This is a genomic window from Bradyrhizobium vignae, assembly GCF_900324035.1.
Taxonomy (GTDB): Bacteria; Pseudomonadota; Alphaproteobacteria; order Rhizobiales; family Xanthobacteraceae; genus Bradyrhizobium; species Bradyrhizobium vignae.
In genome coordinates this window covers 7,779,028-7,795,030 of the sequence record NZ_LS398110.1, presented here as the reverse complement: position 1 = coordinate 7,795,030, position 16,003 = coordinate 7,779,028, and the positions used below count along the sequence as shown (strand labels likewise).

The 16,003-nt window shown below is 65.4% G+C and carries 15 protein-coding genes, 1 other RNA gene and 2 pseudogenes; 8 read left to right on the top strand and 10 right to left on the bottom strand.

All coding sequences use genetic code 11. The features are described 5' to 3' along the window. Positions 1 to 73: 73 nt before the first annotated feature. Entirely contained in the window at positions 74 to 919 is an 846-nt protein-coding gene (locus BRAD3257_RS37530; RefSeq protein ID WP_122406017.1) for a transporter substrate-binding domain-containing protein, read from the bottom strand. 183 nt (positions 920 to 1,102) lie between these two features. Between BRAD3257_RS37530 and ffs the strand changes: the two genes are divergently transcribed. From ffs to BRAD3257_RS37505, 5 genes are all read left to right on the top strand, one after another. After that, positions 1,103 to 1,199: signal recognition particle sRNA small type (gene ffs / locus BRAD3257_RS37525), an RNA gene on the top strand. 92 nt (positions 1,200 to 1,291) lie between these two features. After that, a complete protein-coding gene (locus BRAD3257_RS37520) occupies positions 1,292 to 3,112 on the top strand; it encodes a DNA polymerase III subunit gamma/tau (protein WP_122406016.1) in 1,821 nt (606 codons plus the stop codon). Positions 3,113 to 3,137: 25 nt separating this feature from the next. Continuing rightward, positions 3,138 to 3,458: a YbaB/EbfC family nucleoid-associated protein gene (locus BRAD3257_RS37515; protein WP_122406015.1), complete on the top strand. Its 321-nt coding sequence runs from the start codon at positions 3,138 to 3,140 to the stop codon at positions 3,456 to 3,458. A gap of 1 nt (position 3,459) precedes the next feature. Continuing rightward, positions 3,460 to 4,062 (top strand): recombination mediator RecR, encoded by a 603-nt coding sequence (recR, locus tag BRAD3257_RS37510; RefSeq protein WP_122406014.1) that lies wholly within the window; start codon positions 3,460 to 3,462, stop codon positions 4,060 to 4,062. An 88-nt stretch (positions 4,063 to 4,150) separates the two neighbouring features. Beyond that, complete coding sequence (locus BRAD3257_RS37505) at positions 4,151 to 4,585, top strand: hypothetical protein (protein ID WP_122406013.1); 435 nt, start codon at positions 4,151 to 4,153, stop codon at positions 4,583 to 4,585. 130 nt (positions 4,586 to 4,715) lie between these two features. Here the strand turns inward: BRAD3257_RS37505 and BRAD3257_RS37500 are convergent, their stop codons facing one another. The 3 genes from BRAD3257_RS37500 to BRAD3257_RS37490 form a co-directional block, all read right to left on the bottom strand. Continuing rightward, positions 4,716 to 6,080 (bottom strand): AmpG family muropeptide MFS transporter, encoded by a 1,365-nt coding sequence (locus BRAD3257_RS37500; protein WP_122406012.1) that lies wholly within the window; start codon positions 6,078 to 6,080, stop codon positions 4,716 to 4,718. A gap of 178 nt (positions 6,081 to 6,258) precedes the next feature. After that, positions 6,259 to 6,561 (bottom strand): GIY-YIG nuclease family protein, encoded by a 303-nt coding sequence (locus BRAD3257_RS37495; protein WP_122406011.1) that lies wholly within the window; start codon positions 6,559 to 6,561, stop codon positions 6,259 to 6,261. 149 nt (positions 6,562 to 6,710) lie between these two features. Next, the gene (locus BRAD3257_RS37490; protein ID WP_122406010.1) at positions 6,711 to 7,913 is read right to left on the bottom strand and encodes a DNA recombination protein RmuC; all 1,203 of its coding nucleotides are present in this window, start codon (positions 7,911 to 7,913) and stop codon (positions 6,711 to 6,713) included. Positions 7,914 to 8,084: 171 nt separating this feature from the next. Between BRAD3257_RS37490 and def the strand changes: the two genes are divergently transcribed. The 3 genes from def to truA all read left to right on the top strand — a co-directional run bounded on the left by def (position 8,085) and on the right by truA (position 10,405). Further along, positions 8,085 to 8,612 carry a peptide deformylase gene (gene def, locus BRAD3257_RS37485; protein ID WP_122406009.1) on the top strand — a complete coding sequence of 176 codons (528 nt, stop codon included), beginning with the start codon at positions 8,085 to 8,087 and terminating at the stop codon, positions 8,610 to 8,612. 132 nt (positions 8,613 to 8,744) lie between these two features. Further along, the gene (fmt, locus tag BRAD3257_RS37480; RefSeq protein ID WP_122406008.1) at positions 8,745 to 9,668 is read left to right on the top strand and encodes a methionyl-tRNA formyltransferase; all 924 of its coding nucleotides are present in this window, start codon (positions 8,745 to 8,747) and stop codon (positions 9,666 to 9,668) included. Beyond that, positions 9,668 to 10,405, top strand: a complete 738-nt coding sequence (gene truA, locus BRAD3257_RS37475; protein WP_122406007.1) for a tRNA pseudouridine(38-40) synthase TruA — start codon at positions 9,668 to 9,670, stop codon at positions 10,403 to 10,405. The genes fmt and truA overlap by 1 nt, the downstream gene beginning before the upstream one ends. Before the next feature lie 134 nt (positions 10,406 to 10,539). Here truA and BRAD3257_RS37470 read toward each other — a convergent pair. The 6 genes and pseudogenes from BRAD3257_RS37470 to BRAD3257_RS37445 form a co-directional block, all read right to left on the bottom strand. Beyond that, positions 10,540 to 11,708, bottom strand: a pseudogene (locus BRAD3257_RS37470) (IS481 family transposase). 132 nt (positions 11,709 to 11,840) lie between these two features. Continuing rightward, the gene (gene dapE, locus BRAD3257_RS37465; protein ID WP_122406006.1) at positions 11,841 to 13,007 is read right to left on the bottom strand and encodes a succinyl-diaminopimelate desuccinylase; all 1,167 of its coding nucleotides are present in this window, start codon (positions 13,005 to 13,007) and stop codon (positions 11,841 to 11,843) included. Further along, positions 13,004 to 13,093, bottom strand: a pseudogene (locus BRAD3257_RS41640) (DUF805 domain-containing protein); the annotation flags it as partial. The pseudogene BRAD3257_RS41640 and the gene dapE, both read right to left, overlap by 4 nt. Beyond that, positions 13,094 to 13,939: a 2,3,4,5-tetrahydropyridine-2,6-dicarboxylate N-succinyltransferase gene (gene dapD, locus BRAD3257_RS37455; protein WP_122406005.1), complete on the bottom strand. Its 846-nt coding sequence runs from the start codon at positions 13,937 to 13,939 to the stop codon at positions 13,094 to 13,096. 237 nt (positions 13,940 to 14,176) lie between these two features. Further along, positions 14,177 to 14,869: a pyrimidine 5'-nucleotidase gene (locus tag BRAD3257_RS37450; protein ID WP_122406976.1), complete on the bottom strand. Its 693-nt coding sequence runs from the start codon at positions 14,867 to 14,869 to the stop codon at positions 14,177 to 14,179. Positions 14,870 to 14,883: 14 nt separating this feature from the next. After that, positions 14,884 to 15,870, bottom strand: coding sequence for a DUF1036 domain-containing protein (locus BRAD3257_RS37445; RefSeq protein WP_122406975.1), 987 nt, complete (start codon positions 15,868 to 15,870; stop codon positions 14,884 to 14,886). Between the last annotated feature and the right edge of the window lie 133 nt (positions 15,871 to 16,003).

Sequence of the window (16,003 nt, the reverse complement as noted above, 5' to 3'; positions counted from 1 at the left end):
CCTCTCCCGCAAGCGGCGTAGGCGGGAGAGGGGGCGCAGCGAGATTACCGATGCAGCGGCGCCCAATCATGCGCTACAGCGACACGCCCGGCGGAATGTCCGCCTCCGTCACACCCACCAGCTCCATGTTGGTGATGATCGCGTTGCGGATGAAGCCGAGGCCCTTGTTGAAGTCGATCCAGGTGTTGACGTAGTCGCGCCAGGTCTTGTCAGTCTCGCGGCGGAAGCCGGCATTCGACGTCGTCGCGAAGATCGGCGTCGGCAGCACGAGCTGGCCGAGCGAGGGGTTCTTCTTCAGCACGGTGAGCGACAGCATGGTGATCAGGCACTGCGCGTCGACGCGGCCGGTCTGCAGCGCGGCGGTGGCATCGTCCGCGGTTTTCAGCCGCGTGATCTGCGCCTTCGGCGTCAGGCGGCTGACGACCTGGTCGTGCGAGGAGCCCTGGTCGACCGCGATCCTGATGTCGGGCGAGTTCAATTCGGCCCAGCTCTTCGGCTTGAAGTCTTTCTTGCAGAGGATGGCGAAGGCGTTGTTGAACACCGGCACCGAGAAGTCGACCACGAGCGCGCGTTTCGGGGTCGGGTTGAGGCCGAAGAAGATGTCGATCTTGTTGGCCTGCAGGTCGAGCACCGAATTGCCCCAGGTGGTCTCGGTGATCTCGAGCTCGGCCTCCACATCGTCGGCGAGGGCCTTGGCGATGTCGATGTAAAAGCCCTTCCACTGGCCGGATGCGAGGTCCTTCATGTAATACGGCGCGCCGCCGCCGACCGCGCCGATCCGCATCTTCTTGGTCCGGCGGATGCGGGCGAAGGTCGATTCGTTCGGATCAGCGGTCTGGGCCACGGCCGGCGCAGCCAGCGCGGCGGCGGTCACCGCACCAAGCCCGACAATCGATGCAACATCACGACGTGTAACCATTGGGATCAATCGCTCTTCTGGTTGGATGGAGTTCCGGCAGCGTTCTTAGCAAGGTGGTCCCGGCGGCGAAAGCACAGCCTATCGGCTGGGCAGGCCGGGAATTGCCCGGAGGCTGGGCAAACTCACGCCGTTCGACCCGATACCCGCTTGCTTTCCGCTCCCTTTGGCCCCAAATAGGGACCGGGAGATTGGCGGTGGACGAGCCACTCGCCAACCGGGTCAGGTCCGGAAGGAAGCAGCCCTAACGAGGTCCGGATCGGGTCGCTCGTCAGTCTCCTACCTTTTTCCGAGCGAATTGCGCCGGCGGGTCCCCTGCCAGCGCGCTCCTTTCCGCAAAAGCCGGCCGAGAGAGATTTCATTGCGGATCGACCGATGACCGACGCTGGCGCCCCTCCCAATCCTGATAGCGCCGGCCCGGCTGGCAACGCGCCCTACCGGGTGCTGGCGCGCAAATACCGCCCTTCTTCATTCGACGACCTGATCGGCCAGGAGGCCGTGGTCCGCACCGTCTCCAATGCGTTCGAGACCGGCCGCATCCCGCAGGCCTGGATTCTCACCGGCGTCCGCGGCGTCGGCAAGACCACCACCGCGCGCATCCTCGCCCGCGCGCTCAACTACGAGATGTCGGATGGTTCGGTGCAGGGGCCGACCATCCACATGCCGACGTTGGGTGTGCATTGCCAGGCGATCATGGAAAGCCGGCACATGGACGTGCTGGAGATGGACGCCGCCTCGCACACCGGCGTCGACGACGTCCGCCAGATCAATGACAGCGTGCGCTATGCCCCCGCCAGCGCCCGCTACAAGGTCTACATCATCGACGAAGTCCACATGCTGTCGACGGCAGCGTTCAACGCCTTCCTGAAGACGCTGGAGGAGCCGCCGGAGCACGCCAAGTTCGTGTTCGCGACCACCGAGATCCGCAAGGTTCCGGTCACGGTGCTGTCGCGCTGCCAGCGCTTCGACCTGCGCCGCGTCGAGGCCGACGTGCTGATGAAGCACCTTGCCAACATTGCGGTCAGGGAGAGCGTCGAGATCGAGCCCGAGGCGCTCGGCATCATCGCGCGCGCCGCCGAAGGCTCGGTGCGCGATTCGCTATCGCTGCTGGATCAGGCGATCGCCCATGCGGCTGGCGCCGTGAAGGCCGATGCGGTCAGGCAGATGCTGGGCCTCGCCGACCGCACCCGTGTCATCGACCTGTTCGATTCGCTGGTGCGCGGCGACATCGCGGCCGCGTTCAGGGAGTTCCGTGACCAGTACGATGTCGGCGCCGACCCGATCGTCGTGCTCTCCGACCTCGCCGAATTCGTCAATTTCGTCACCCGTGTGAAGATCGTGCCGGCGACGGCCGACAATGTCGCCTATGGCGAGACCGAGCGGGTTCGCGCGCGGGACTTCGCATCCAAGGTTTCCATGCGCGTGCTGTCGCGGATGTGGCAGATGCTGCTCAAGGGCATCGCCGAGGTCCAGGCCGCAACGCGCCCCGCTGCGGCGGCGGAAATGGTTCTGGTGCGCATCGCCTATGTGGCCGACCTGCCGACGCCCGACGAAGCGATCAGGATGCTGGAGCAGAACGGCGGCGGCTCTCAGGTCGTGAGCGGCGGCGGTGCGGCGCGCAGCGCGCCTTCCGCGCCGGTTGCGTCCGCAGCCCCCGTGCGCATGCCGACATCCTCGCCGTCCTCGTTCGGCGGCGGCGCTGCCCGGCCGCAGATGGCGGCGCCGGCGCCGGATCCGCAAGGTGCAGCGCCGCAGCTGCGCATCACCAGCTTCACCCAGCTCGTCGCGCTGGCGGGCCAGAAGCGCGACCTCCTCACCAAGGGCGCGCTCGAGGGCGACATGCGCCTCGTCCGTTTCGAGGAGGGGCGGCTGGAAGTCGCGCTCGAGCCCAACGCCTCCAAGACCATGATCTCGGAGCTCGCGAAAAAATTCGAGCTTTGGACCGGCCGGCGCTGGACCGTGATCGTTTCCAACGAGCAGGGCCAGCCGACGCTGCGCTCGGTGAACCAGGCCGCGAAGCAGGAGCATGCCCGTACCGCGGAAGCCGATCCGCGTGTGCAGGAGGTGCTGTCGCGTTTCCCCGGCGCCAAGGTCGTCGAGGTCCGGAGGCTTGCCCCCGAGACGCCGGAATCCAATATTAACGCGGACTATGGCAGTGACGATCCGCTCGACGGTTCCGACGGCGACGATCTCTGAGCCAATCTTTCAAGGACAGGCACCGATGGCTGATTTTCTCGGCATGATGAAGCAGGCGGCGCAGCTGCAATCCAAGATGCAGGAGATGCAGGACCAGCTCGCCAACGTCGAGGTCGAGGGCATCTCCGGCGGTGGCCTCGTCGCCGTGCGCATGACCGCCAAGATGGACGTGAAGGGCATCAAGATCGATCCCTCGCTGATGAAGGCGGAGGAACGCGAGGTGCTGGAAGACCTGCTCGTCACCGCCTTTGGTGATGCGCGCCGCAAGGCGGAGGCCGCCATGCAGGAGAAGATGCAGGCCCTCACCGGCGGGCTCGGCCTGCCGCCGGGGCTGTTCGGCCAGTAAGATGGGCGCCGTTGCAGGTCCTGAGATCGAGCGGCTGGTCCAGCTGCTCGCACGGCTGCCGGGCCTTGGTCCGCGCTCGGCGCGGCGCGCGGCGCTGCACCTGATCAAGAAGCGCGAAGCGCTGATGATGCCGTTGTCCTCGGCCCTTCAGGTCGCGCTCGACAAGGTCGAGGTGTGCAAGACCTGCGGCAACATCGACACGCAAAACCCCTGCATCGTCTGCACCGATCCGAAGCGCGATCCCTCCATCATCGTCGTCGTCGCCGACGTCGCCGACCTCTGGGCCCTGGAGCGGGCCAATGCGACCCAGGGACGCTATCATGTACTCGGCGCGACATTGTCGCCGCTCGACGGCGTCGGCCCGCAGGATCTCAGCATCGACGCGCTGGTGGCGCGCGCGCATGACCCGCAGGTGCACGAGATCATCCTGGCGCTGAATGCGACGGTGGACGGCCAGACCACGGCGCATTACATCACCGACCTGCTTCAGGACGCCAATGTGAAGGTGACGCGGCTTGCCCATGGCGTGCCTGTCGGTGGCGAGCTTGATTATCTCGATGAAGGTACGCTATCGGCTGCGATGCGGCAGCGTACCCTGTTCTAAGGCGTTTTCGAGCGAAGTGGATACCGGTTCGCGTGAAGAAAACGCGTCAAAACGAGAATCTCCATCCAGACTTTACGGAACGGACGACATGACGAAACTTTTCGCCACACGCTTGGCTTTGGTCGCGATGATGACGATGCTGGTGAGCCCGGCCATCTCCGCGCAGCAGGGCGACGAGGCGCCGCCGCCGTCCAAGCCCGGCAAGCCGATCAACACCGGCGACGTGCTCTCCGGCGAGCTCAACGCGATGAAGGTGCGCGACGCCAAGAACGGCAAGCGCGTTGCGACCTACCAGATCACCTCCGAGCCGCGCCGCCTGCCGCCGCCGAACGGGCTCTGCAATCTCGAGACCGGCCCCGAAACCTTCCAGCTCGTCACCTCCAGCGACGCGCAGGCCGCGCAGTTGAAGTCGTTCGTCGGCAAGGAGATCTCGGTCAAGGTCGACGAGATCGCCTGCGCCAGCGATGCCGGCCAGATGAGCGAGGCCGTGATCACGAAGTGGAGCCTGATCAAGAAGCAGTAGGGGGCGGGCGACGCATACCGCTCTCTCCGCCGTCATTGTGAGGAGCCCTTGCGACGAAGCAAATCCAGACTGCTTCCGACCGCGGCAGTCTGGATTGCTTCGCTTCGCTCGCAAGACGGCGGGTAGAGCGTCAAACCCGCACCGGCCCCAGCGCCTCGAAATGCCCGCGCTTCTGCAGGTACGCCAGCAGGATCAGGCTCGGGATCGCCACCAGCACGCAGATCACGAAGAACAGCGCCCAGCCCGTGGTGTCGGCCACGAAGCCGGCGCCGGATGACAGATAGGTCCGTCCCACCGCCGCGAGCGCGGTGAGCAGCGCATATTGCGTCGCCGTGTGCAGCGGGTTCTGGCACAGCGCCGAAAGATAGGCGACGAAGATCACGGTGCCGATCGCGCTGGTGAAGTTCTCGGCGCAGATGGCGAGCGCCAGCGCCCATTGATTGGTGCCGACCACGGCGAGCCAGGAGAAGGACAAATTGGCGAGCGCCTGCACCACGCCGCCGATCCAGAGCGAGGTCGCCAGGGAGTAGCGGCGCGCGACGAAGCCGCCGGCAAAGCCGCCGATCAGCGTCGCAGCGAGCCCGACGCCCTTTACGATCGCCGCATAGTCGTTGCGCGAGAAGCCGAGGTCGATCACGAACGGCGCCGTCATCGTGCCCGAGAAGGCGTCGGTGAACTTGAACAGCACCACGAAGGCGAGCGCAGCGAGCGCATCCTTGCGCGAGAGGAATTCCGAGAAGGCGCCGATCGCCGCGTGCAGCACGCGCGCGAACGCAGTCTCGGCCTTGGTCGCGGCTTCGGCGCGCACCGATTGCTCGGGCTCGGTCGCGATCAGCGCCGTGATCGTCCCGATCAGCACCATTGCCGCCATCACCACATAGCCCCACATCCACGCCGAGGTGCGGGTGATGCCGGTGCCCTCGAAGCCGGAGACGATGAACAGCGCGCCCGCGGTCGACACCAGCATGCCGATGCGGTAGGCCGCGACGTATGATGCCATGCCGGCGGCCTGCTCGCTCTCGGGCAGGCTCTCGACGCGGAAGGCATCGACCACGATGTCCTGCGTCGACGATGTCGTCGCCACCAGCAGCGCGCCGAGCGCGACGTAGAACGGCGACCGTGCCGGATCGGTGATCGCCAGCAGCAGGATCGCGACGATCAGCAGCAACTGCGAGAATACAAGCCAGCCGCGCCGCCGCCCGAAGGCGCGGGTGAACAATGGCACATGCATCGCGTCGACCAGCGGCGCCCACAGGAATTTCAGCGTATAGGGCGTGCCGACCAGCGCGAACAGCCCGATGGTCTTGAGATCGACCCCGGCCTCCCGCATCCACACCAGCAGCGTCGAGCCTGACAATGCCAGCGGCAGCCCCGAGGAGAAGCCGAGGAACAGCACGATCAGCACCCGCGGCTGCAGGTAAACGGCAAGGCTGTCGCGCCAGGAGATGGCGGGTGCGGAAGTCGCGGCAGGGGAAGTCGCGTCGGGTGCGGTCATGGGGTGGTGTTAGCAGATTTTGGGGACGGGTGTCGTTCCTGTCGCCACAAAGGAGCTGTCGTCGCCCTCTCGGTGTCATCGTCCGCGAAGGCGGACGATCCAGTAATCACCAGCGTCTCGGTTCAATCACAGCCGCCGCGGCGTACTGGATGCCCCGCCTTCGCGGGGCATGACACCCTCATGGTGGTCCGGCTATCCCGGGATAAAGATCATCCCAATTGGGGTTCTCTTTCTCGATTAACCGAACCTTCCAGGCCCTGTTCCACTTCTTCAACCGCTTCTCCCGCTTGATCGCATTCTCGGGATCGTCGAACTGCTCGAAGTAGACAAGTCGAGCGACCTCGTACTTCTCCGTGAAGCTTTCGATGAGTTTTGACTTGTGCTCGGCCACTCGGCGGATGAGATCGTTCGTCACGCCGATGTACAGCGTTCCGCCGATCTTGCTGGCGAGAATGTAGACGTAGTAATGGCGTCCGCCCATGCGACCACCCCAACGGTGTCATCGTCCGCCTTGTGCGCAATTGCGCACGGGGGCGGACGATCCAGTATTCATCAGCGTCTCGGCACAATCACAGCCGCTGCGGCGTACTGGATGCCCCGCCTTCGCGGGGCATGACAGTGTGCCTAATCTCACTCCCCCGCCTGGAGCTTCCGCGGAAACAGTTCCGGCGCAGCCGTCGCGACCAGCCGCGGGCCCTCCGCCGCCGCATCGCTCTTGCTGAAATCGAGCTCCTCGATTCTCCCCGCGCGCTTTTCGATCTTGTCGGCGGAGATCAGCACCTGGCGGACGTCCTCGTTCACATCGGCAAAATGTTTTTGCAGCTTCAGCACGCGGTCGCGCAGGCGGCCCAGGTCGTCGCCGAGCTTGATTACCTCGGTGCGGATCTGGTCGGCGGCGTCGCGCATGCGCGCATCCTTCATGATCTGCTGCATCACCTGGATCGCGAGCATCAAGAGCGAGGGCGACACCAGCACGATTCGGGCGCGATAGGCCTTCTGGATCACGTCGTCGAAGCCGTCATGGATCTCGGCATAGACCGATTCCGACGGCACGAACATCAGCGCCATCTCCTGGGTCTCGCCGGTGACGAGATATTTTTCGGCGATATCGCTGACATGCTTCATCACGTCGGCGCGCAGGCGCTGCGTGGCAACGCGCCGCTCCTCGTCGGTGCGGGCATCGTGCAGCGCCGTCATCGCCTCCAGCGGGAACTTCGCATCGATGCAGAGCGGGCGCTGATCGGGCAGGAACACGACGCAGTCGGGGCGCTTGCCGGTCGAGAGCGTGAACTGGAACTCGTAGGAGCCTTTGGGAAGACCGTCCTGGACGATCGCCTCCATCCGGGCCTGGCCGAAGGCGCCTCGCGACTGCTTGTTGGCGAGCACGTCGCGCAGGGTGGTCACCTGGGTGGTGAGGTCGGTGAGGTTCTTATGCGCGCTGTCGATGATGCCGAGCCGCTCATGCAGCGCGCGCAGGCTCTCCATGGTGTTGCGGGTCGAATGTTCCATGGATTGGCCGACGCGGTGGGTGACCGAATCCAGCCGCTCGTTGACCGCGCGCGCCATCTCGGCCTGCCGGCCGGCCAGCGCCTGGGTCATGGCGTCGACCCGGCCCGAGGCTTCGCTCTGGGCGCGCAGCACCTCGCTGAGGCGCTCCTCGAGCTCGTCGGCCCGGATCGCGTGCGCCATCGCGAGTTCCGCGCCGCGCCGCCCCGAGCGCGCGATCACCACCGCAATCACAACCAGCAGGATGAGGACCAGGGCGCCGAAGCCGATCAGCGCATCGACGGTGCGCACCGGCCAGTCGCCGAGCATGACAATGATCTCGTTCATGCCAGCCCTTCTAGCCGATTCGCGGTCAGGCGCGAACGAAGAGGGAACATCGGCGGCTAACAACTCCCTACCTTTTTTGGTTAACGAAACCTGAAGCTTTGTGGTCCGCGGAGGGTTAACGGGGTTCCTGGCCGCATTGACCGCACCCGGCGCGCAGCTTAAATCGCCGCCATGGCCCTACGAGAAATCATCATCCTGCCCGACAAGCAGCTGCGCCTGGTCTCCAAGCCGATCGAGAAGGTCACGGCCGAGATCCGCAAGCTTGCCGACGACATGTTCGAGACCATGTACGACGCGCCCGGCATTGGCCTCGCCGCGATCCAGGTCGCGCAGCCCTTGCGTCTGATCACCATGGACCTCGCCAAGCGCGACGAGAGCGGCGAGACCAAGCACGAGCCGCGCGTCTTCATCAATCCCGAGATCCTCGCTTCCTCCGCGGAACTCTCCACTTACGAGGAGGGCTGCCTGTCGATCCCCGAATATTACGAGGAGGTCGAGCGCCCCGCGAAGGTGCGCGTGCGCTTCACCGATCTCGACGGCAAGGTGCATGAGGAGGACGCCGAAGGCCTCTACGCCACCTGCATCCAGCACGAGATCGACCATCTCAACGGCGTGCTGTTCGTCGATTATCTGTCGAAGCTGAAGCGCGACCGCGTCATGAAGAAGTTCGAGAAAGCCGCCAAACGCGCGGCGGAATAGGCCTCTCTCACGTCGTCATGGCCGGGCTTGACCCGGCCATCCACGCCTTGCTTGCTTTGTCGCCGAGACCGTGGATGCCCGGGACAAGCCCGGGCATGACGGAGAACCAGAGCTCTCACCGAACGCAGCCACATGCCCCTCCGCCTCATCTTCATGGGCACGCCCGATTTCTCCGTGCCGACGCTGCTCGAGCTCGTCGCGCATGGCCATGAGATCGCGGCGGTCTACACCCGCGCGCCGAAGCCGGGCGGGCGGCGCGGCCTGCAATTGCAGCCGACGCCGGTCGAGGAAGCTGCACGAAAGCTCGGCGTTCCCGTGCTGACGCCGAAAACGCTGAAGACGCCGGAGGCGCTGGAAGAGTTCCGCGCCTTCGATGCCGACGCGGCCGTCGTCGTCGCCTACGGCATGATCCTGCCGCAGGCGATCCTCGATGCGCCCAAGCTCGGTTGCTACAATCTGCATGCTTCGCTGCTGCCGCGCTGGCGCGGCGCCGCGCCCATCAACCGTGCGATCATGGCAGGTGATGCCGAGAGCGGCGTGATGGTGATGAAGATGGATGTCGGCCTCGACACCGGCGACGTCGCCATGGCCGAACGGATCGCAATCACCGACGACATGACCGCGCAGGACCTGCACGATCGCCTGTCCCGGTTGGGAGCCGACCTGATGGTGCGCGCGATGGCCGCGCTCGACCGCGGCGGCCTCCAGCTCAAGAAGCAGAGCGAGGACGGCGTCACCTATGCCGCCAAGATCGACAAGGCCGAGGCCCGGATCGATTGGACCAAGCCCGCGCGCGCGGTGCTTCGGCACATCCATGGCCTCTCGCCGTTCCCCGGCGCCTGGGCCGAGCTCGAGAATGCGCGCGTTAAAATCCTGCGTTGCGAATTGGCAAAGGGCTCCGGCGTCCCTGGCGAGGTGCTCGACGATCTCCTCACCGTCGCCTGCGGCGACGGCGCCATCCGCATCATCGAGCTGCAGCGCGAGGGCAAGGCGCGCATGCAGGCCGCGGAGTTCCTGCGCGGCGTGCCGGTCAAGCCGCCGATGCGGTTTTCTTGATGCCCCGCTACAAGCTCACCATCGAATATGACGGCGCGCCGTTCTTCGGCTGGCAGGTGCAGGAGACGCTGCCCTCGGTGCAGGGCGCGCTGCAGGCGGCCGTGAAGGCGATGACCGGCGCGGATTTGCGGGTGCATGGTGCCGGCCGCACCGATGCCGGCGTGCATGCCCGTGGCCAGGTCGCGCATGTCGACGTCGACAAGCAGTTTCCGCCGGGCCGTTTTCGCGACGGCCTCAATGCGCATCTGCGCCCGCATCCGATTGCGGTGCTCGAGGCCGAGATCGTGCCTGATACGTTCGAGGCGCGTTTTTCGGCCGTCAAGCGCCACTATCGCTACCGCATCATCAACACCCGCGCCAATCTCGCGCTCGACGTCGGCCACGCCTGGCGCGTGCCGCGCAAGCTCGATGCCGACGCGATGCATGCGGCGGCACAGCGCCTGCTCGGCAAGCACGATTTCACCACGTTCCGCGACACCGAGTGCCAGGCCAAATCGCCGGAGAAGACGCTCGACCAGCTCGACGTGATCCGCGACGGCCGCGAGATCACGGTCATCACCTCGGCGCGCTCGTTCCTGCACAGCCAGGTGCGCTCGATGGTGGGCTCGCTGGTCTGGGTCGGCGAGGGCCGCTGGACCGCCGACGATCTCTCCGCCGCACTCGCAGCCCGCAACCGCGCCGCCTGCGGCATCGTCGCCCCGCCCGAGGGGCTGTATCTGATGAAGGTGGATTATTAGGCGAGCGGCGCACAGGACACGCTCTTGCCAAACCCTCGGTGTCATGCCCCGGCTTGACCGGGGCATCCAGTACGCCGCGGCCTCTCGGCTCAATCGCTGCCGTCTCTGGAATACTGGATCGCCCGGTCAAGTGTTCAGCCCGGGGACATGACCGACGGGTGTTCGGGGACATAGCCGACACATTCTCCGCTCGCCAAGTCGATGATAGCGACTTGGTGGGCGGCAAAGAAGATCCCGTATTGCGCATCGTTTGCCGAGGGGCGGATGGCGAGGCGCTCGCCACGGAAGGCCTGTGGCACTTTCCAAAGACGTCCCTTGAAGCTGACATAGGCTTTGGTCGTGGAGACGCGGCGCACGATCTCATGGCTGTCGTATTCGACCTGTGGCAATCGATCGGGCATTGGTCGCTGGCTGGGCCGATATCGACTGGCCGGGACCTGTTGTCCGAGCGCCTCGTGTGGCCGTTCGAAGTTGTAGACTTCCCGCCAGGCGTCGAAGGCACGCTGCGTCTCTGCGAGATCGCGGAACTGTCGCAGTGCGAACACCTCAGCCGCGAGGGTGCGGTGGAATCGTTCATTCTTGCCGCGGCTTTGCGGGTGATATGGGCGGCTGTGGATGACGGCGACGCCAAGCTTGAGCAGCCACACCGAGAACCGTGTCCATCGCTCGCCGGAAGGATCACCCCAGGGCGAACCATTGTCGACGAAGAAAGCCTCCGGGAGCCCGTAGTGGCGAAAGGTCTTCTCCAAGCGGCTGCGCACGGTATCTGTGCGTTGATCGGCACAGGCCTGCAGGCACAGATCATAGCGGGAGTGGTCATCCACCACCGTCAGAGGATGGCACTGGGTATCATTGCCGAGCCGAACCCAGCCTTTGAAGTCCATCTGCCACAACAGATTGGGGGCCGGCATCTCGAAACGCTGGCTTGCCGTCGGGCCGCCGATCGGAGGCTTGATGCGGCCAGACCGACGCAAGATCTGATGAACTGTTGAGACTGCTGGCGAACGCAAGCCATTGCGCTCCAGGCAGTGAGCTATCTTGCGAGCTCCCCATGCCGGATGGGCATCGCGTACCGCGAGAATACGTGCCTCAAGCTCGCAATCGGTCTGTCCCGGGCTCGCATGCGGTCGGCGCGAGCGGTCGTCGACATTCTGATCCGCTTGCCATCGTGCAAGCCATTTGTAGCCCGTGTCGGGATGGATATTGAACCGCCGGCAGAGCTCCCGCCGGTCGCTCCCTCCTGCATCGCAAGCCGCACGAACTCCCGCCGCTGATCCATCACCGACACCTCTCGCCAGGGCATGGACTTGGCCTCCTTTACTGCCAAATCCCTGCACTATGATGTGTCGGCTATGTCCCCGAACACCCGTCGGTCATGTCCCCGGGCTGAACACAAGCCGGGCGATGACGGCGGAATGTTTGGCGATATCGTGCCTCAAGCAAAATACCTCGCCAAAATCCCGCGATACACCTTCGTCAGCTTCTCCAAATCGGCCACCGGCACGCGCTCGTCGACCTGATGCATGGTCTGCCCGACCAGGCCGAACTCGATCACCGGGCAATAGCTGGAGATGAAGCGCGCATCCGACGTGCCGCCCGAGGTCGACAGCTCGGGCTTGCGAGCGGTGACCTCCTCGATCGCGGACACCGCAAGATCGGTGAACGGCCCCGGCTTGGTCACGAACACATTGGAGTTCGAGGGCTCCCAGACGATGCGGGCCTTGATGCGGTTGCCGCAGGCTTTGGCGAGACGCGTCTCGACCAATTCGCGCAAGGACGCCTGGGTGTGGTTGTCGTTGTAGCGGATGTTGAATTTCGCGCGGGCCTCGCCCGGGATGACGTTGAAGGCCTTGTTGCCGACATCGACGGAGACGAATTCCAGATTGGAGGCCTGGAATTGCGCGCTGCCGTGGTCGAGCGGCTCGTCGGAGATCGCAACGATCAGCCGTGAGATATCCGGCACCGGATTGGAGGCGCGGTGCGGATAGGCGACATGGCCCTGCACGCCGTCGACGTAAAGCGTGCCCGATTGCGAGCCGCGCCGGCCGACCTTGATGGTGTCGCCGAGCGTCTCGACATTGGAGGGCTCGCCGAGCACGCAATGATCGAATTTTTCGCCGCGCTCGGCGACCCATTTGAGCAGCTTGATGGTGCCGTTGATGGAGACGTCTTCCTCATCGCCCGTGATCAGGAACGAGATCGAACCCTTGCCGTCGCTGCGCGGCTTGCCGCCATTGGCGGCGAGATGCTCCAGCGCTGCAGCGACCGAGCAGGCAATACCGCCCTTCATGTCGACCGCGCCGCGGCCGTGCAGGACGCCGTCCTTCACCTCGCCCGAGAACGCGCCGACGCTCCAGGCGCTCTCGTCGCCCGGCGGCACCACGTCGGTGTGGCCGGCAAAGGTGATGTGCGGTCCTTCCGTGCCGATCCGCGCATAGAGATTGTCGACGTCGGCGGTGCCTTCCTCGCTGAAGGTCACGCGGTGGCAGGTGAAGCCGGCGGCGCCGAGGGCTTTTTCGAGCACCCCCAGCGCACCGGCATCGGCCGGTGTCACCGAGGGGCAGCGGATGAGGTCACGGGCAATGGAGAGAGCATCGGTCATGCGCCCCGCTTAACATGCATGCCGCCGGGTGGGCTAGCGCTGGGCGGGACAATTTCGATCTCGCGGCTCTGGTCCCAGCCCTCCGATCAATCCCGCAGCAGCTCGTTGATGCTCGTCTTCGACCGCGTCCGCTCGTCGACGCGCTTGACGATCACGGCGCAGGCGGTGCTCGGGCCGATCTGGCCGTTCTTCATCGGCTTGCCGGGCAGCGCGCCGGGCACCACCACCGAATATTCGGGCACTTCGCCCATGAAGACCTCGCCGGTCTCGCGATCGACGATCTTGGTCGAGGCGCCCAGGAACACGCCCATCGCCAGCACCGCGCCCTTGCGCACGATCACGCCTTCGGCGACTTCGGAGCGCGCGCCGATGAAGCAGTCGTCCTCGATGATGACAGGTTCGGCCTGCAGCGGCTCGAGCACGCCGCCGATGCCGGCGCCGCCGGAGATGTGGACGCGCTTGCCGATCTGCGCGCAGGAGCCGACGGTGGCCCAGGTGTCGACCATCGTGCTCTCATCGACATAAGCGCCGAGATTGACGAAGGACGGCATCAAGACGACGTTCTTGGCGATGAACGCCGAGCGGCGCACCACTGCCCCCGGCACCGCGCGAAATCCGGCATCGCGAAAACGGTTCTCGCCCCAGCCCTCGAACTTCGAGGGCACCTTGTCCCACCAGGTCGCCTTGCCCGGGCCGCCGTGAATGACGCCCATGTCGTTGAGGCGGAAGGACAGCAGCACGGCCTTCTTCAGCCACTGATTGACCTTCCACTTGCCGTCAGCGCCGCGCTCGGCAACGCGCGCCTCGCCCTTGTCCAGGGTCTCCAGCGCCTGGTCCACGGCCTCGCGCACCTCGCCCTTGGTCGTGGTCGAGATGCCGTCACGCGCCTCGAAGGCGCTGTTGATGGTGGATTCGAGGGCTGCAAGGGACATCGGGAATTTCCTCTGGGGACGCGGGAATTTTGACGAGATTGGAGCGCTTTTTCGGGATTTGGAAGGGTGGAGTCAAGCATACTCTCCCGTCGTCCCGCACAAGCGCGCCATCAGGCGCGCGCAGTAACCACAGGGAGCGCTTTGGCGAAGACTCGGAAGTTGCGACCTCGCGCTACGACCAAATCCCGTAGTTATGGGGCCCGCGTCTGCGCTTACGCTCGCCCGGGACGGCGGCGGCTATTGTGGTGACAGCCTGCCCAAAAACCCCGCCAGATCATCCGTGACGTGATCGACATGGGCCGCGTCCCGACCCTCCAGCTCCCAGTCCTCGCGCACCACTTCTTTCGTCCCGTCCGGCACCACCAGCACCGTGGTCATGCCGAGCTGGTGCGGGACGGTGAGGTTGCGGGCGAGGTCTTCGAACATGGCGGCGCGGGTCGGATCGACCGCATGCTGGCTGAGGAATTTCTGGTAGGTCTGCGGCGCCGGTTTCGGTTCGAACTCGGCGGCGATGATGTCGAACACGCCGTCGAAATGGCTGGCGAAGCCAAGCCGCGCCAGCACCGCGTCGACATGGTCGACCGAGCCATTGGTGAGGATAAGCTTCCGGCCCGGCAGCTTTGCGATGGCTGCGCCGAGAGCCGGGTTCGGCTCGAGCGGCGAGTGGTCGATCTTGTGGACGTAAGCGAGATAGTCGTCGGCGCGGACGCCATGCAGCGTCATCATGCCGCGCATCGTGGTGCCGAAGCGAAGGTAATAATCCTTCTGGATCTTGCGCGCTTGCTCCGGGCCGACGTTCAGCCAGTTGCAGACGAACTCCCCGATCCGCGCATCGACCTGCTGCCACAGATTGACGTGATGCGGATAGAGCGTGTTGTCGAGATCGAACACCCAGGTGTCGACATGCGCGAAGCTGCGGGGAGTTTTCATGACAACCATCTCGATCACGGCACCGCGAACCGCAGCGTCTTGCCGCCGCTCGACATGTCGACGGTGCCAAAGCCCGTCGGCGTAAAACCGCGCGCGCCGCAATCGGTCTGCTCGCTGGTCTCGAACTTGGTCTCGCGCGTGCAGAGCTGCCTGTCGCCGCCCCAGTTCAGCGGCCGGTCCTTGAGCTTGACGACGCGGTTGTCGGCATCGACCGCTTCCGCGAAGCTGAAGATCTGCTTCGGCTGACCGGTCACGTCGGGGTGCAGGCAGGTCTTGGGATCGATGCGATACCAGCCGCGGCTCGTCACGGACTTGCCGTCATCGGTCGCGATCGCCGCCATCACCTTGTGCGGCGTGTCGTTGCACCAGGTCAGCCCGGTCGCGGAGGGCGTCTGCACCGCATCGACCATGGTCTTGAAGAAGGTTTGTGAGCCCACGATGTCCGACGACAGGCCGCGGCTCTTCAGGAAGGCGGCGAGCGCGGCTTGCGTCTTCGGCCCGTCGACTCCGTCGATCGGCGCTGCGTCGTAGCCGGCGATCACCAGCAGTCGCTGGATGCCGGCGAGGCGCGCCTGCTCGTCGTCATATTCGGAATCCTCGGCGAGGTAGGCAACGAGGTTGCCGTCCGCGCCTTGCGTCGGCGTCACTTGCGTGAACGGGACTTGCGTCTGCCCGCTGCGGCACTGTCGTGCCGCGGCGATGACGAAATTGTCCTGCGCCACGCAGAGCATGTCGCTGCCGCTTTGCGGGATCGGGGAGGCGCCGTAGACGCCGAGCGCGCGGGCGTTGAGCAGGATGCGGTCGGCGGTCAGCGTGCCCTGCACCACCACGCGGCAGGCGGCGGGATCGATCCTGAACCAGCCGCGCGTCGCGGTCGCCGCCTTGTCGTCGATGCCGATCGCGGCTTCGACGACATAGGACATGCGGTTGCAGATTTTGAGATCGGCCAAAGCCGGCGCGGAGGAGAAGAGGAACGACACGACCGCGGCCGGCACCGTCATCATGAAGCGGGTGAGGGACGAGCGGCGGTGGTGTTGTCTCTGCTCTCTCCGCTCGTCACGCCCGGGCTTGTCCCGGGCATCCACGTTGTTGGCGCGGGACGAAAGATCGTGGATGGCCGGGACGAGCCCGGCC

Coding starts and splice junctions, on each gene's coding strand:
- BRAD3257_RS37520 (WP_122406016.1), top strand. CDS start 1,292: ATGACCGACGCTGGCGCCCCTCCCAATCCTGATAGCGCCGGCCCGGCT.
- truA (WP_122406007.1), top strand. CDS start 9,668: ATGCCCCGCTACAAGCTCACCATCGAATATGACGGCGCGCCGTTCTTC.
- BRAD3257_RS37490 (WP_122406010.1), bottom strand. CDS start 7,913: ATGAACGAGATCATTGTCATGCTCGGCGACTGGCCGGTGCGCACCGTC.
- BRAD3257_RS37495 (WP_122406011.1), bottom strand. CDS start 6,561: ATGGGCGGACGCCATTACTACGTCTACATTCTCGCCAGCAAGATCGGC.
- dapD (WP_122406005.1), bottom strand. CDS start 13,939: ATGTCCCTTGCAGCCCTCGAATCCACCATCAACAGCGCCTTCGAGGCG.
- BRAD3257_RS37515 (WP_122406015.1), top strand. CDS start 3,138: ATGGCTGATTTTCTCGGCATGATGAAGCAGGCGGCGCAGCTGCAATCC.
- BRAD3257_RS37500 (WP_122406012.1), bottom strand. CDS start 6,080: ATGACCGCACCCGACGCGACTTCCCCTGCCGCGACTTCCGCACCCGCC.
- dapE (WP_122406006.1), bottom strand. CDS start 13,007: ATGACCGATGCTCTCTCCATTGCCCGTGACCTCATCCGCTGCCCCTCG.
- BRAD3257_RS37505 (WP_122406013.1), top strand. CDS start 4,151: ATGACGAAACTTTTCGCCACACGCTTGGCTTTGGTCGCGATGATGACG.
- fmt (WP_122406008.1), top strand. CDS start 8,745: ATGCCCCTCCGCCTCATCTTCATGGGCACGCCCGATTTCTCCGTGCCG.
- BRAD3257_RS37450 (WP_122406976.1), bottom strand. CDS start 14,869: ATGAAAACTCCCCGCAGCTTCGCGCATGTCGACACCTGGGTGTTCGAT.
- recR (WP_122406014.1), top strand. CDS start 3,460: ATGGGCGCCGTTGCAGGTCCTGAGATCGAGCGGCTGGTCCAGCTGCTC.
- BRAD3257_RS37530 (WP_122406017.1), bottom strand. CDS start 919: ATGGTTACACGTCGTGATGTTGCATCGATTGTCGGGCTTGGTGCGGTG.
- def (WP_122406009.1), top strand. CDS start 8,085: ATGGCCCTACGAGAAATCATCATCCTGCCCGACAAGCAGCTGCGCCTG.
- BRAD3257_RS37445 (WP_122406975.1), bottom strand. CDS start 15,870: ATGACGGTGCCGGCCGCGGTCGTGTCGTTCCTCTTCTCCTCCGCGCCG.